Origin of the sequence: Draconibacterium orientale, from assembly GCF_900111425.1 — a bacterium.
In the GTDB taxonomy this organism is placed as follows: domain Bacteria; phylum Bacteroidota; class Bacteroidia; order Bacteroidales; family Prolixibacteraceae; genus Draconibacterium; species Draconibacterium orientale.
Genome location: NZ_FOHT01000002.1, coordinates 214,985 through 230,810, shown reverse-complemented (window position 1 = coordinate 230,810; position 15,826 = coordinate 214,985). Strand labels below are relative to the sequence as shown.

Here is a 15,826-nt window from a genome sequence, read left to right as displayed (position 1 = left end):
TAAAAACAAAAATGAAAAAGACATTAACTTATTTAATTGCAAGCATAGCGTTTATCGTTTTAAGCGGAACGGCTATGGCACAAGAAGGTTTGACTCCTTTTGTAGGATCTACGCATGTTTATTCAGTTGATGCTGACGATGCTACGAATAATACCTTGGAATGGAGTGTAGTTGAAGGCACTCCCGGCAACGATTATACCATTTCTGATGGTGACACCGAAACGGCCACGGTTTTATGGAAAACAGCTGGAACATATAAGCTTCAGTTTTCAGAAACTGCCATTGAAACAGGCTGTATTACAACCAAAGAAGTTACCATTGTGGTAGGAGAAAATACATTTGATGTTTCAACTAGCAATCCTTTAGCAACCTGTAATGCAGCTGATGGACAAGTGAATTATGCAAGTAACGATGCTACAACTTCCATCAAGTTTACCGTTAATATGGCTACCGGTACTGCCGGCTTTAATCCGAACTGGGAAATCACTTTTACACTTTCTCCCGGAACTGGAGCGACTATTGCCAATGTTGCTGCTTCAGAAGGAACATTGTCAGGAAGCGGACCTTATACAATTACCGGAATTACAAGTGCAACCGGTACCGGAACAGTCGATATCACAATGGATGTAACGGGTGATATTTACACCGTACTGGATGTTGATCTTGAAATTACTTCAGCAACTGAATTGACATACAAAACTTCTGATGTTGACAGTGATGACTGGACGGCAATACAAACCATTAACGCAATACCAAATACATCTGAAATTAGAGCGAATTAAAAATTAAAAATCACACAATAGAAATTTATTAGTATGAAAAAATTAGTCTTTCTTTTAACAGCGGTTCTAGTAACTGCATTTAGTACAGGTATATTTGCACAAAGTACAGGAATAGCCCCACAAGTGGGAAGTAAGCACAATTATGCAGTAACATTTACATCGGGTAATACTTACGACTGGGAAGTTACCAGTGATTTTGCAGGCAATACAAGTGTTGAGGGGTCTGTGGTAACTGTTACTGCCGGAACTGATGATGCAAATATTGACGTAACCTGGGATAATCCTGTGCCGGGTACAACTTATTTTGTTCATGTTACAGAGTCGGGAGCAAATAATTGTTCAAATAGAAAAGTACTGGCAGTTGTTCCTGTTAATAGTTTCTCTTTGGATATTGTTAGTGTTGATTTAGAGGATGAAGACTCAGACAACGGAGAAAGTTATGAAATTTGTGCAGCGGATATTACTATTGATGGTTATGATTCCGAAACGAATTCTTTTACTTACAATTATCATAAGGACTCTGTATATTACAAAGTTACAGCAGATGGTATTAACCTGGAAAATACTTCATGGAGCCCTCAGTTTACTATTGCACATGAAGAATTAACCGGTACTGTTGTTACCGCGGGTTGGGCAACAGCAATTGATGGAACCTACTTAATGGGATTGGCAACCGATGGAACGGTTAACGATATTGATGTTGAGACTTCAGCAACAACCTCGGGTGAAATTTGGATTAAAGTTGTGGTAGACAATTCAACAACAAACGAAGGATTAGATGCTAATAATATTACTGTAAATCTGGTTGAAGACGCAGAAACGAATGTTGATAATAGTAACGAATCTGGTGAAGATGGAAATGGAAATGATGTGACATCAACCGGAAATGACGTAAGAACTCAAACGATTAAGGCTCGTCCTGCAACTTCAGGAATTAGTACTGATAATTAACCCCAGCTAATTGAAAACAAAGGCATTTTTTATACTGATAATAATTCTCCTGGCTGCCCTGTGTGGGGTAGCTCAGGAGGATTATATCGTTATGGAAGGTGCCGAACAGAATTATTTTGTCGAAAATCATTCGGGAAGCGATTATTCCTGGAGGATTCTCACAAGCTTTAACCCCGACACCGAAGCAGATTCAAACGATTTTACGTTTATTCCATCAGCAAATTCAAATGAAATTCGTGTGCGTTGGGAAAGCGCCGGACTTTATTACCTCGAGGTAACTGAAACCGATATTACCGGCTGCACCAACCGAAAAGTTATGGTGGTAACGGTATGGTCTGATACAACTGTTGTTTCGGCCCCAATTGCCAATGATGATTACGATACCACCGAATATCAAACATCGGTAATAATCAATTTACTAGCTAACGATGAAGACCAGCAAGAGCTCGATCCTTTATCATTACAGATTTTGCAAGACCCCGCGAATGGCTTTGTTGACATAAATGGTGATGGTACAGTAATGTACACGCCAAACAATGGCTTTTTGGGCAGCGATGCCTTTCAATACCGCATATGTAACTACGACGAAAAATGCGACAACGCCAATGTTTTTGTGTATGTAACGGCCGCCGGTTTCTTCATTCCCGAAGCCTTTACACCCAACGCCGATAACGTAAACGACTATTTTGAAATTATAGGAATTGAGCTATTTGAGCAAAATTCGATTACCATAGTTAACCGCTGGGGAAGAACAGTGTACAAAGCCCGCGGATATGGCATTTCTACATCGCCATTATTTTGGAATGGTAAATCGAACCAGGGCGGCGACGACAGCGACCTGCCAAGCGGAAGCTACTTTTATGTATTGGATTTAGGAAACGGAGAAAAACCAATTGCCGGCTCGGTATATATCGACAGATAATGGGAAAACGAATAAAAATAACAGCATTTTTAATTCTTACGCTTGTGGTTTTGCTACAGGTAAAACAGGCCAGCGCCCAGCAAGATCCTATGTACACGCAGTACATGGACAACCTGCAGGTGCTAAATCCGGGATATGCCGGCTCGCAGGGAATTGGAAATATTTTAATGGTTGCTCGTAGCCAGTGGGTGGAATTCGATGGCGCTCCGGCAACGCGTTCGTTTACCTATAACACTTCGTACGATGAGCAAAATGTAGGGGTTGGTTTCTCGCTGATGTCCGACCAGATAGGGCCGCTGAAACAAACCGGATTTTATGCTGATTATTCCTACTTTATTCCGGTGTCGGAAAAATTTAAGCTGGGTTTAGGACTTAAAGGAGGTGTGAGCTTTTATCGTGCCAATCTTGTTGCGCTTCAAACGGTTGATTCCGACCCGGTATTTAACCACGATATTTACGAAAACTTCCTGCCCAATGTTGGTGTGGGCTTGTTTTTGTTTTCAGAAACTACCTATTTCGGGGTATCGGTTCCGAAGCTTATTGATAATATAATTATTAACGAAGAGGTTCAAACCGATTACATTAATAAACAGCAGCGGCATATGTATTTTGTGGCCGGGCACCGCTTTGATATTAGCGAAGATTTTCAGCTAAAAACAAACGGAATGATGCGCAAGGTTAAAAGTGCTCCTCTTTCGGTTGATATGACTGTGATGGGTGGTTTTCGCGATAAATTCTGGGTGGGAGCCATGTATCGTTTTGGCGATGCATACGGTATGCTGGTTAAGTTTAATCCTTCGCCCAAAATGTCGATTGGTTATGCGTACGATATTACCATTTCAGAGTTAAGCGCCTTTAACAGCGGCACGCACGAAATCATGTTCAGTTACAATCTCGATCTCTTTGGCCGTGTTGGCCAGGCAACCGCCGAAAAGTAACTCCTGATAGCTCGCCGCAGCAGTCCAACATCGACTTACAGAAAAAACATTCATGATTCCCGGAAATCACCAACAGAGATGAAAGGGCATCAATATTGTTTCACGCAAAGAAAAGAAGAAGCGCAAAATTCGCAAAGGTATAGAATCTGTTTTGTGTGCTTTGCGAAAACTTAGTGATCTACTCTGCGTGAACTTTTTTGTTTTTACCAAATTGACTTACAGAAAAAAAGCCGGGAGTTAGCCCGGCTTCTGAATCGTATCTTTTCAAGAAATTATTTTACCAAAACCTTTTGTGTGGTGCTGTTTCCGTTTTGTACAACGCGGATTAAATAAACACCCGGAGTAAAATGCTGCATATCAATTTCAAGCTTATTTTTGCGTAAGTCGCTGGCCTGATATTGCAATGTTCCGGCAATTGAATACAGCTGAACTGTAGAAATTGTTTTGTCCGAAACGATTGACAATTTGCTTGATGCCGGATTAGGATAAACCTGCAAATCGCTACTCATAACTTCCGGTTCATCGATGTCAGTTATAATCCTCGGCTCTTCAAATTGTTGTGTTGAATACAGGCGGTATTCGCCCGGAGCAAACGTAAAGGTTTGATTTGTATTGTTAACTTCAATGGAGTCGCCGCTGAAAAACTCGTAGTATTTTCCGGACGAAGGAAAGGTAACGACAATATTATTCTCGGTAACATCGAAGTTGCCAAGTCCAACCACATGGTTATCACCCTTACTTAGCTTGTACCATTTTGTAATGCCCGCCAAACTGTATTCTGCATCATCAGGCGAAAACACATCGTACTGTTGCTTGAGTTCATTAAGCTTTGCCATTACCTGAAACAAATCGGTACGATCGGTGTTTTCCAGGTAATTCCAGTAAGGAGGTTTTTCCGATAAGCGACAATCGTTGCTGATTGAGCCATCGGTGCAACGATTAATAGACTGATCGAAACCTCGTTCACCAAATTGCCAGATCATTTTAGGTCCCGGAAGTGGAATAAAAAATACTGAATTTAGTTCAGCCCTGTCGAGCGCTGTGGCTAAATCCTGTGTGTTGTAATTTCCTTCAGCTTTTCCGTAATTAAGGCATTTATATACTATCCGTTCTTCATCGTGGCTTTCCATATAGGTAACCAGGTTGGGTTCGTCCCAACCACGACTCGTATAAATTCCCCAGTTAATATTATCATTGTAAGCCATAGCTGTTTCGCCATATGAATAATTCATATTTCCCCAGAGCATAATACCGTAATTAGCCAGTTCTTTTTCTTCCGAATTATCAGCCAGGTGTTCGAAAATCACCAGGGCATCAGCATTGCGTTTCCAAATTTCATCGCTCATGCGTTTCAGGTTGGCAATTCGGGCAGCATCATAAGTACTCCCCCAACTGGATGGACCATAAGATGTATTCGAAAACCCTTTTGTAAAATCGAAACGGAAACCATCGACTTTGTATTCGCTCATCCAAAACGATGATACACTGTCGACCAGCTCGCGTGTTGCCGCGCTTTCGTGATTAAAGTCGTAGCCCCACTGTGCATCCGGATTTTGAAAGTTACTTTGCTGATTATACCAGGGATTATCGGCTGTAACGGTCCAGTTGTCCATGTACATTTGCACAAACGGACTTTGCCCGTAGCTGTGGTTTAAAACCATATCGATTACCACGGCAATTCCGCGCTGGTGGCATTCGTCAATCAGTTCTTTTAGTTTGTTTTTGGGGCCGTAATATTTGTCGGGCGCAAAGTAAAACGACGGATTATACCCCCAGCTACTGTTGCCTTCAAACTCGTTAACGGGCATCAATTCCAGCACGTTTATGCGCAGGTCTTCTAGGTAATCGAGCTGGTCGATAACGGCCTGGTACGTATGCTCGGTCATAAAATCACGCACCAGCAATTCGTAAATCACTAGTTTGTTTTTATCGGGCGATTCAAAATCGGTTACCTGCCAGTTGTATGGTGTTTGAGCGGTTTGTAATACCGAAACAATTCCTTCTGTTTTCCCTTCGGGATAAGCTTTTAGATTGGGATAAGTAGCTTCGTCGATGTAGCTATCGTTCATGGGATCCAATATCTTTTCGGTGTAAGGGTCAGCAATACGAATGTTTCCATCGATGAGGTATTGATAGGCGTATTCTTTTCCGGCTTCCAAATTATTTAGTTCGAGCCAGAAATAGTCGCCATCTTTTTTCATCAGGTAATTGTTGGAAAGTTGCCAGTTGTTAAAATCGCCCTGTACGTAAACAAATTCTTTTAGTGGTGCCCACAGCACCAATGCTGCGGTGTTATCGTCGATGTAGTTGATTCCTTTTTTATATCCGGCGGGTAGCGGTTCGTTAATCACTTCGCTGCCCACAAAAATATCCAGCGAGTCGTAAACCGTTTCTCCATCGGCGGTAGCTTCGGCAATCAGCCAGTAGTTTCCGCTCTCGGTAAAAGTGTGTGTGGTAGTAATTTCGGTGCCTGTAGTTTGGGTTAATACCGTTTCGTTGAGGCTGAGTTTTAAATCGGCTTCTACCGATGATTGTGCCGAAAAAGTTATGGCCTCGTTTGCTTTAAAAATAGAGGATCCCGAGGGTTCGGTAATATTCACTACCAGCCCTTCTTCGAAAACCGTTACAAAAAGATCGGTTGTTTGGTTATTGGCATCTGCCGTGCGAAAAACAAAACACAGTTCGGTTACCTTGTCTCCTGCTTCAACTCCGTAAAACGAATTGATGTCGGGTGTGATTTCCAATTCATAAACACCATCGCCAGTATAAGTAAGCTGAGGTTGGGTGCTGTTGTTTCCCCACGATTCAATTACATTTTGCCATTGACCCTTTCCTTCAATGGTAACGCCGGTGTGTGCATAAAGATCGCCGGTATAATAACCAAGTCCGGTTGATTCGGCCGAGTTAAAAGTAATTGTTACTGGTTGGCTGGCCACCGGAAGTGCAGGGTTGGTTGTTATTATTTGAGCCTGTGCACCGATAAACAGTAAGATAAACAGGCAGACAAAATGTAGTTTCTGAAACATGTTTCTTCGGGTTTTAAGAAAAGAAAGGTTGCCGGATACATCTCCGGCAACCTTTTTACTATTTTCTAATTTAATTTTTAGTTACAGTCGCTGTCAATCCCCAAGGATCGAAAGTAATTGTGTAATTTCCATCTTCAGCAACAGCAATGTTGTCGCCACCGGCAGAAAGTGCATTAATGTCGCCACCGTAGTTAACATCCCAACCATCGTTTGCGCGGAATTTAAATGTTCCGGCAACCAGGTCAAGTGTTGCAGTGAATACGCCATTGTCAGCATCCCAGGTCATGTTGGTATCGTTGTCCCATCCACCCGGAGTGGCATCACCAATCAATCCCCAGCGGTTCAAGCTGTAAGTATACTCATTTGGTGTGCTTAAATCCAGAACTATGGCGTAATCCGATTCAACGTCAACCGGAATATTTTGGCCGCCGGCCTGAAGTGTACCATCCGCAGCATCGCTACCATAGTTGTAATCCCAGCTGTGGTTCGCACGGAATTTAATTTCTTCGGCAGTTAAGTGCATAACGCCTTGCCATTCTGTATCTTCAGGAGAGTAAGCCAATGCTGTTTCGTCATCCCAGCCGTTTGGCGAACCACTTCCGATAACACCCCACTCGGTTGCTACTGCGGTAAATGTTCCGGCAGTTGCATCAGCATTTAATTTGTAATAACCTGCTGGAGAATGAATATTATCAGCGTTGGCATCGAGCACACCGTCTCCACCGTCGCCATAATTCGGACCATCCCAGTTTGGCTGTGTGGCAAATTTCCATTGGTTATCGGCATTTGCCATATATACATAACCTTCAAGGCTGGTTCCGTTATCGATAGTACTCATAACGTAAGGTGAGTTTTCCGGCGACCAGTTTGACAGACCTGAGCCCGGATAACTGGCTTCAACGTAATCGCCCGGAATATACCAGGTAAGAATATCGGCAAGCGTTGTAAATTCAATGTTTTCGCCATAGCCTGTACCTGCACTGTTTGTCGCAAACGCACGAACGTAATAAGTTGTATATTTCTCCAGTTCGGTAAGATCGACAACAAACGAATCCATTTCCATGGTTGCTTCAATTACATTGTCCGTAATTGTTGGTTCAGAATTTAATCCCCAAACAATACCATATTGTGTAATGTCAGCACCTCCGTTGTTTGTAACGGCTCCGCCTGTTACAGCCGAAGTTTTGGTAATGCCGCTTACTGCAGTTGTAGTAACTTTTGGTAAGTCAACCAAAGTGGTGAACGAAACCTGTGGTCCGTAACCGGTACCGGCGCTGTTGGTAGCGTAGGCACGCACGTAGTATGTTGTATTTCCCTGAAGTTCGCTCAACATACTTTCGAAAGCTCCGGTTCCTTCACCATCGTTGGTTGTGGCGTCGGCTGTAGTCGGATTTTCAGATGTTCCGAAGCAAATACCATAAGCAGTAACATCTGCTCCTCCGTTTCCGGTAACTGCTCCACCACCCATTGCTGAATTTCCGGTAATCTCAGAAATTTCAGCAGTTGTAAGGAATGGTACAACAGGCAAGGTAGTAAAAGTTACTTCTTCGCCGTAAACCGTTCCGGCCTCACCGGTAGCATAAGCACGGGCGTAGTATTTTGTGGCATAATCGAGTCCTGATAATGTTACATAGAAAGTAGCATCAGGTGTATTTTCCGAATAAATGGTTTTATTACCATCTACAGTTGGTCCTTCAGTTGTGCTGTAACACACGCCACGTTCTGTAAATCCATCGCCTTCGGCAACAACAAAACCAACAACAGTTGCCGAATCCGAAGTTACATTTAAGGTATTGGCTGTTGAGAGTGTCGGTTCCAGCCGAACATCTGCGGTGTCTTCGGTACACGCCGAAAACAATGCCACAGCCACAATCAACGATGCAAATAAGATCAATATTTTATTTCGTTTCATTTTCTTAGTTTTTAGTTATTGTTGCGCTATAAGTACTACCAATCGACAAGGTGATGGTATAATTACCCGCTTCGTCGATCGGAATATTTTGGCTGCTTCCACTGTTCCATAGGTTGTCCATTGTATACTGTGGATTGTCGGCATCGCCCAATCCAAGGTTTATCGAACCACTCCAATCGTCGTTCACCCTGAATTTTACGGTACCAACTACCAAATCAAGTGTAATACTCCATAATCCTGTTTGCGGATTATATTCCATTTTCTGGTCAGGAGCATCCCAACCGTTAGGTGTTGCATCGCCAATTAAGCCAATTCTGAAATCCAACAGTTCGTAAGTCATATCGTTAAGGCTTACTGATAACTGATGCCATCCGTTAGAAAGAGGCGGAACTGCAGCTCCGTTTTCTTCAAGTGTACCATCGGTACCACCATAGGTTACTGAATTATCCGGATCTAAAAGGTTAAACGACATGGTTTCGTCGAGTTTTACGTAACCAAAGTATTCACCATTTCCTAAAGCCGACTCAATTTTCTGATCAATACCAGAGTTTAACAGGTCTAAACGTGGCAAACCATAAAGCGTAACATTTGCTGTCTGCGTTTCAGAGATATATTCAAAAGTATCGTCGGCAGCACCGGGAGCACCTGTTCCCGCATCAACAACCAAACGCGAACGAATTCTGAAATCCAGAGACGATACCTCGTCAGCAGGAAATTTCTTCAACAACAGTCCGTTCAAATCACTTACTGAAATCGTAAATGATGTCGCTTCATTAGAGCTCAGAATTTGTATTACATCATTAAAACCGTCGCCAGATTCACAAGCTTCCAGGAAATAACGTGCTGAAGCAACAAACCCGGGATCAACAGGTGTTCCAACAAATTCTAAGATATTGGTTCCATTGTTTCTTTCCAATGTTAAATCGGGCATCGAAACAATTGTTGGCGCAGTAGGATTGTCCGGAAGAAAGATTTGATCTCCGTCTTTCTCACAGGCAAAAAGTAATCCCAAAAGCCCAACGAAAGTTATATATATTAATTTTTTCATGTTTTAAGTCTTTAACGATTAATAACCAGTGTTTTGCGTGATGTTGCTATTAGCCGAAACTTCATCTCCCGGAATAGGGAAAAGATTCAGGTGACTGCTTGTTGCAGTTCCGTTGAATACGCCACCTTTCCATTGCCAGTTGTAATCTCCGTCGGTAAATTGGCCGAAGCGAATCAGGTCGGTGCGGCGCTGAGCTTCGTAATAAAATTCGCGGGCACGTTCGTCAAGAATAAACTGTGAAGTAAGATCGGCAGTGGTAATATTTCCTTCAGTACTTCCGTAGGCACGTTCACGGATGATATTGATATCTTTTACTGCATTGGCAGCGTCGTTCATATTGAACAGTGCTTCAGCGCGCATTAAATAGGCATCAGCCAGGCGGAAAATCGGGAAATCGGTGCAGGCATAAGCTGCGTTATAATTTGCAGGTTGTGTACCATCGTGGTTAAGGGCTGTAAATTTGTAAACACCAATTCCATAATCGCCGCTCGATGAGGCACTCGGAATATCAATGCTTAGTTTCATTTTCAGGAAGGTACGTTTGTCTTTTGCCTGAGAAAATTCAACGTCGTTCATGTCAATCGGGCCACCATAAGTTGCCAGTGTATCTACCAAAATATTCATAAAGTCTTTACGTGCACGGTTTCCGTTCCAGTTAGTATTGGATGTTAGTCCGTGGTAATCTTCAGCACGAATATAAGTGGCATCGCTACTTGATTCGATTATGAAAGTGGTTCCCACATAACCTTGAGTATTTGTGCCGTCTTGCTCCCAGGCAAAAATCATCTCAGGGTTTGTTGGGTAGTTATTATCAGCACTAAAGTTCTGACGATAATCTTGGGCCAAAGCATAAGCTCCGCTGTTGATCACTTTATCGGTGTATGTTTTACAATCGTCCCAATGTGCGGTTCCGGTGTATACCTCTGCATTTAAATAAACGCGTGCAAGTAACATCCAAACAGCACCTTTATCAGCCTGAGGATAAGTTCCTGTTCCGGCATCGGGAAGGATATCTTCGATTGCTTTCAATTCAGTAACTACGTAGTCGAATAAATCGGCACGCTGAATCTGCTCGGGATAGAATTTACCAACTCCGTCTTCTTCGGTAGTAAACGGAGGATTTCCGAATAAATCCATAAACCAGTAATAAGCTAAAGCTCTCAAAAATCTTGCTTCGGCATTGTACTGAATTACTTTCGGATCGCTGCTGCCATTTGTTAACGAAATAAAGTCGTTGGCATAAGTAATACTTAATCCTAAACGCTGGTATAAAGCAGTAAGGAATGGGTTACTTGGGCTCCATGTTTGTGTAGTCAAATCAGAAATACCCACATCGCCCCAGGCACAAATAGCTTCATCGGTTGTAATCTCCTGAAGATTCCAAAGTGCCCTCATGGTTGTAAAAAAGTTCTCATCGGAAGCGCTGATATCAGAACCTCCGTTAGCTCCCTGACCGGCAATAATAAAGCTGGCGTAAATTTTACCCAAAACCTGTGGCATGTATGCCGGGTCGTCTTCCAGGTTACCAGCCATAATCACATCCGGATCTTTTGGGGTAACATCCAAATCGTCAACACAGGCTGTAAACAGCAGGGTTGAGAGTAATATAATGAAAATTGATTTTAACTTATTCATCGCTAATATTTTAAAGGGTTAGTACGTAAATCCGATTCCTAACATGAAAGTACGGGGACGAGGATAGAAGTTATTATCTATACCGCCTGATACTTCAGGATCGAGTCCATCGTATTTTGTAATAGTTACTGCATTTTGAACGGTGAAACTGAGTCGTGGAATCAATCTTCCTTTCAGTTCATTAAATGTGTAACCTACACTAACGTTATCGAGCTTAAAGAATGAAGCGTTGCTTACCAGGTAATCGCTGGTAAACTGGCGTTTTACAAACTGTGTTTCATTCAATGTTCTTGGCATGTTTTTCCAGTAACCGATTTGGTACATTTGGTCGTACGACGAACCGGCAGTAACACCATCGTAAACATAGTTACCAAGGCTTATGCGAGATGAGAACGAAGCATCGAAATTTTTATAGTTGAAACTTGCAGAAAGTCCCATTAGCACATCCGCTACCGGGTTGTGGTAAATGTACTTGTCGTTGTTGTCTCCGTTAACAGTACCGCCTTCTCCCGATAAATCAACATACATACCTTCGATAGGTTTTCCGTTAGGATAATAAACTTGCTGGTTTACAAAGAATGAATAGGCTGGATAACCTACGCGGGTTACCTGGTTAACTCCGGTCATGGCTCCACCGTAGAGAATGCCGATGTAATCCGGATCGTCATTCAGCAACAGTTTGGTAATTTTATTATCGTTGTACGAAATGTTAAATCCAATATTCAGGAACATATCTTCTCTGGAAATTGCCCGCCAGTCGATCGAAAGTTCCACCCCTTTGTTTTCGAGGCTACCAACGTTGGTTAGCAAGGTATTCGAAAAGTTACTTCCTGTTGGTATGGTAACGGTATTTAAAAGATCGTCGGTTACACGTTTGTACACATCAATGGCACCGGTAATTCTGTCTTTCATAAAACCGAAATCAAGTCCGATGTTTTGTGTGGTAGTTTCTTCCCATTTAATGTCCGGATCGTATGCATTCGGACGTAATGTTGGTTGGTATTCACCGTTGATCGGATACCACGAACCACCTGATGAAGAAACATAAGTTGCTTGTGCAGGATAATCGTTACCAATGTCTTGCTGGCCGGTAACCCCCCAACCTAATCTCAGTTTTAAATTAGAAAGGAAGTCAGCATCCTGAAGGAAACTTTCGTTTTTAATTTTCCATGCAAATGCTGCTGAAGGGAACAAGCCCCACTGGTTATCTCCCTGGAAACGTGACGAACCATCGTTACGTAAAGTAAATGTAAGCAGGTATTTATCAGCCAGTGTGTAATTTACACGACCAAAGAACGAAACCAGGTAGTTTTCTGAAATGTAAGAAGATTCAGGCTGGCTGATACCTTCGCGGTAGTTTCCGCCTTCGCGCTGAAAATGTTGCCACGAATATCCGGCAGTTGCATCCAGTACACTGTTTATTTTTTCAATATCTGTTTTGTAATTCAGGTAAAAATCGAGCAGATCGTTCGAATTCTCCGACCAAAATGTACTTACCATTCCAACGGTTTCGCCTGTTAAGGTTGAAGGCGAAGTTACGGGGCGGTTGTTGTATCCGTCACCTTTCGATTGGTCGGTAGCAATATTCAGGTTTGCATTCAAGCCTTCAATAAATGGAATTTTATAATCGAATTGCGCATTTGCAACAATGCGGTTTACATCCGATTTATTGTCAACTTCCATCAATTGTTCTACCGGGTTAGGCGTACCAAGGTTTGCACCGTAGTTTTCCCACTGGAAATAACCAGCCGAACCAGTTTTCGAAGCATCGTAAACCGGCTTTGTTGGGTCCATACTAATTGCCGAACCAATTGCTCCCGAATCACCAAAGTTATTATCGGTAGTCATTCCTTTTACATTCAGGTTAACCTTCAGGGCACCTTCAAGTAAAGTCGGATTTACACTTAACGAACCGGTTAGCCTTCTCATGTAGGTATTTTTAAGAATACCGTTTTGGTTGGTATAGCCTACCGAAGCACGGTAAGGAATATTTTTTACAGAACCCGAAATACTTACATTGTTATCCTGCGAAATGGAAGTGCGGAAAATTTCTTCCTGCCAGTTTGTATTCGCATTCCACAATAAATCGTAAGTTTCAGGAGAGTATAGTTCAGGTTTGCTTTGTGCAATTTGTCTGATTTCATCGCCCGAATATACATCTACGTATTTAATAGGAGTTGAAACCGAAGTTTTTACATCCACATTGATTTGCATTGGTCTTCCGGCTTGTCCCTTCTTGGTAGTAATAATAATTACACCGTTTGATGCACGCGAACCATAAATAGCAGTTGCAGAAGCATCTTTCAGAACAGTCATCGATTCAATGTCGTTGGGATTCACAAAGCTCATAAAGTTGTTTCCTCCCGATACATCGTCATTGGCAATTGGAATTCCGTCAATAATGATCAACGGATCGTTGGAAGCGTTTAACGATGAACCTCCACGAATACGAATGGTTGAACCTGCTCCCGGAGCACCTCCTGATGAAGTAATAACAACACCAGATGCTTTACCAACCAATAAATCCTGTGGCGATGTAATATTTCCTTTGTTAAAGTCGTCGGCACGAACTGCAGTAACCGAACCGGTAGCATCTTCTTTTTTTACTTGTCCGTAACCAATTACAACAACCTCGTCGAGGTTTTCTGTTGATTGTTCCAACTTAACATTTACCAGATTTGAAGCCGAAATAATAACTTCCTGTGGCGTGTAGCCAATGTACGAAAGAACGATGGTTTGTCCTTCTTCCACATTAAGACTGAAATTTCCGTCGAAATCGGTAATTGTTCCTTGTGTAGTTCCTTTAACTACAATGGTAACACCAGGTAAAGGCTCGCCGTTACCGGCATCGCTAACAGTACCTGTAACTGTTTTTACCTGCGCATAACCAAGTGTAAAGCTCAGCATGGCAACCAAAAACAAGACTACTTTAAGGTTTTTACGAATAATCCTCATTTTACATGTTATTAGTTTATGAATCTTCCTGTTTGTTAAATTCTCTTTAACTCATTTAAATAGGCAATAAATCAATTCGTTACAGAGACTTTGTGCTCAACAAATGCTAAAGTTCAACGGCGAATGTATAATAATTGTTAAGAAAAAATTACGTTTTTTAACACACCCGTTAATGCAAACGTTTGCGGTGACGTTTGCGCCCAATATGTTATAAAACAGGTGGTTGCTGGTTGGTACATTTAATGCGTCGATTTTAGGTAAAAGATTTGGGCTAAATGCTTACATTTGCGTAAAGCCTTAAACAAAGGAGCAAGTAAAATCATTAATCAACAACGGGGGAAATAAGAGGAAGATGAAAAGCGGACTGGTAACTATAAAAGACTTAGCTCGTGAATTGAATATTTCAGCGTCAACGGTTTCGCGGGCGTTGAAAGACCACCCCGATATCAGTAAGGAAACAAAACGTGCTGTTCAGGAACTGGCCCAAAAGCTGAATTACCAGCCCAATGCCGTTGCATTGAGTTTAAAACAAAGGCGCAGTAACACCATTGGAGTTATCATTCCCGAAATTGTACACTATTTTTTCTCATCGGTTATTAGCGGAATTGAAGATGTGGCATACGAAGCCGGTTTTAACGTAATTATCTGCCAAAGCAACGAGCGTTACGAGCGCGAGGTGGCCAATGCTAAAACACTGCTGGCAAGCCGTGTTGATGGTGTTTTGGTCTCCATTTCAAAACATACTACCGATTATAAACATTTCAAAAATTTTCAGAATAACGAAGTGCCCATTGTATTTTATGATCGTGTTGTGCCGGATATAATTGCCGACCAGGTAATTATCGACGACTTTGATGCGGCGTATCGTTCAACCCGTCATTTAATCGATAGCGGAAGAACGCGGATTGCGCATTTAGGCGGACCAATGGCTTTGCTGATTGGGCAAAACCGGAAAAATGGTTACCTGAAAGCGTTGAGCGAAGCCGGTATTCCTGCCGACGAAAACCTGATTTTGGAAGCCGACTCGTTTGAAAAAGCCCGAATGGCGATCATGAAGCTGATTAACCAAAAGATTAAGTTCGACGGTGTTTTTGCCACCAACGATCTTACGGCTATTGGAGCTATGCAAACTATTCAGAAAAAAGGCTACAAAATACCCGACGAAATTGCAATTGTTGGCTTTTCCGATGGCCGCTTTTCAGGAATTACCGACCCTACGCTTACTTCGGTCGATCAGCACGGTTACGAAATGGGAACATTGGCAACTCAAATGTTGCTAAAACGAATTCTTTCGGAAGACGATGAATATCCGGCCGAAACAAAAGTGTTGAATGCCGATTTGATCGTCAGAGGATCTTCCATTATATAATATACTAGTCAGATTTTAAGAATTCGATGTAATTATTGACCGATTTCAGCAATTACGTAAAAATATGTTGTAGAATATATTTTCACCTTCCGCAAACGTTTGAAATGATCATTTTTCGCTAAAAAGTACTGTTTTTCAACTGTTCGCACAATCGGTGGTTTGGAATTTACTTCTATTCTGACTTATATTTGTGCAGGCAATTTTTCAATTCACATACTTCGTGTTTAGCAGCAAAAGTTCTTTTGTTGTATCATCTTGTTAGTACATACAGCTTTGCTACAAATTAAA

Annotated in this window: 10 protein-coding genes; 5 read left to right on the top strand and 5 right to left on the bottom strand. The window is 42.1% G+C overall.

Annotation, left to right across the window (positions count from 1 at the left end; all coding sequences use genetic code 11):
* The first annotated feature begins 11 nt into the window (after positions 1 to 11).
* From BMW53_RS02455 to BMW53_RS02440, 4 genes are read left to right on the top strand one after another with little or no spacing between them, the layout of a single operon-like run.
* Positions 12 to 782, top strand: coding sequence for a hypothetical protein (locus BMW53_RS02455; RefSeq protein ID WP_038557471.1), 771 nt, complete (start codon positions 12 to 14; stop codon positions 780 to 782).
* Positions 783 to 815: 33 nt separating this feature from the next.
* Entirely contained in the window at positions 816 to 1,733 is a 918-nt protein-coding gene (locus BMW53_RS02450) for a hypothetical protein (RefSeq protein WP_139178001.1), read from the top strand.
* 10 nt (positions 1,734 to 1,743) lie between these two features.
* Positions 1,744 to 2,655 carry a T9SS type B sorting domain-containing protein gene (locus BMW53_RS02445; protein ID WP_038557473.1) on the top strand — a complete coding sequence of 304 codons (912 nt, stop codon included), beginning with the start codon at positions 1,744 to 1,746 and terminating at the stop codon, positions 2,653 to 2,655.
* On the top strand, positions 2,655 to 3,593 hold the full coding sequence (locus BMW53_RS02440) for a PorP/SprF family type IX secretion system membrane protein (RefSeq protein WP_038557474.1): 939 nt from the start codon (positions 2,655 to 2,657) through the stop codon (positions 3,591 to 3,593). Before BMW53_RS02445 ends, BMW53_RS02440 begins: the two co-directional genes overlap by 1 nt.
* A 272-nt stretch (positions 3,594 to 3,865) precedes the next feature.
* On the opposite strand, the gene BMW53_RS02435 is transcribed toward BMW53_RS02440, so the two are convergent.
* The 5 genes from BMW53_RS02435 to BMW53_RS02415 form a co-directional block, all read right to left on the bottom strand.
* Positions 3,866 to 6,619, bottom strand: coding sequence for an alpha-amylase family glycosyl hydrolase (locus BMW53_RS02435; protein ID WP_038557475.1), 2,754 nt, complete (start codon positions 6,617 to 6,619; stop codon positions 3,866 to 3,868).
* Positions 6,620 to 6,689: 70 nt separating this feature from the next.
* The gene (locus tag BMW53_RS02430) at positions 6,690 to 8,531 is read right to left on the bottom strand and encodes a cadherin repeat domain-containing protein (RefSeq protein ID WP_051567724.1); all 1,842 of its coding nucleotides are present in this window, start codon (positions 8,529 to 8,531) and stop codon (positions 6,690 to 6,692) included.
* Positions 8,532 to 8,535: 4 nt separating this feature from the next.
* Positions 8,536 to 9,579, bottom strand: coding sequence for a SusE domain-containing protein (locus BMW53_RS02425; protein ID WP_038557476.1), 1,044 nt, complete (start codon positions 9,577 to 9,579; stop codon positions 8,536 to 8,538).
* A gap of 18 nt (positions 9,580 to 9,597) precedes the next feature.
* A complete protein-coding gene (locus BMW53_RS02420) occupies positions 9,598 to 11,214 on the bottom strand; it encodes a RagB/SusD family nutrient uptake outer membrane protein (RefSeq protein ID WP_038557477.1) in 1,617 nt (538 codons plus the stop codon).
* Between the two features lie 18 nt (positions 11,215 to 11,232).
* The gene (locus tag BMW53_RS02415) at positions 11,233 to 14,169 is read right to left on the bottom strand and encodes a SusC/RagA family TonB-linked outer membrane protein (RefSeq protein WP_038557478.1); all 2,937 of its coding nucleotides are present in this window, start codon (positions 14,167 to 14,169) and stop codon (positions 11,233 to 11,235) included.
* 352 nt (positions 14,170 to 14,521) lie between these two features.
* Between BMW53_RS02415 and BMW53_RS02410 the strand changes: the two genes are divergently transcribed.
* Positions 14,522 to 15,538 carry a LacI family DNA-binding transcriptional regulator gene (locus tag BMW53_RS02410; protein ID WP_038557479.1) on the top strand — a complete coding sequence of 339 codons (1,017 nt, stop codon included), beginning with the start codon at positions 14,522 to 14,524 and terminating at the stop codon, positions 15,536 to 15,538.
* Positions 15,539 to 15,826: the final 288 nt, after the last annotated feature.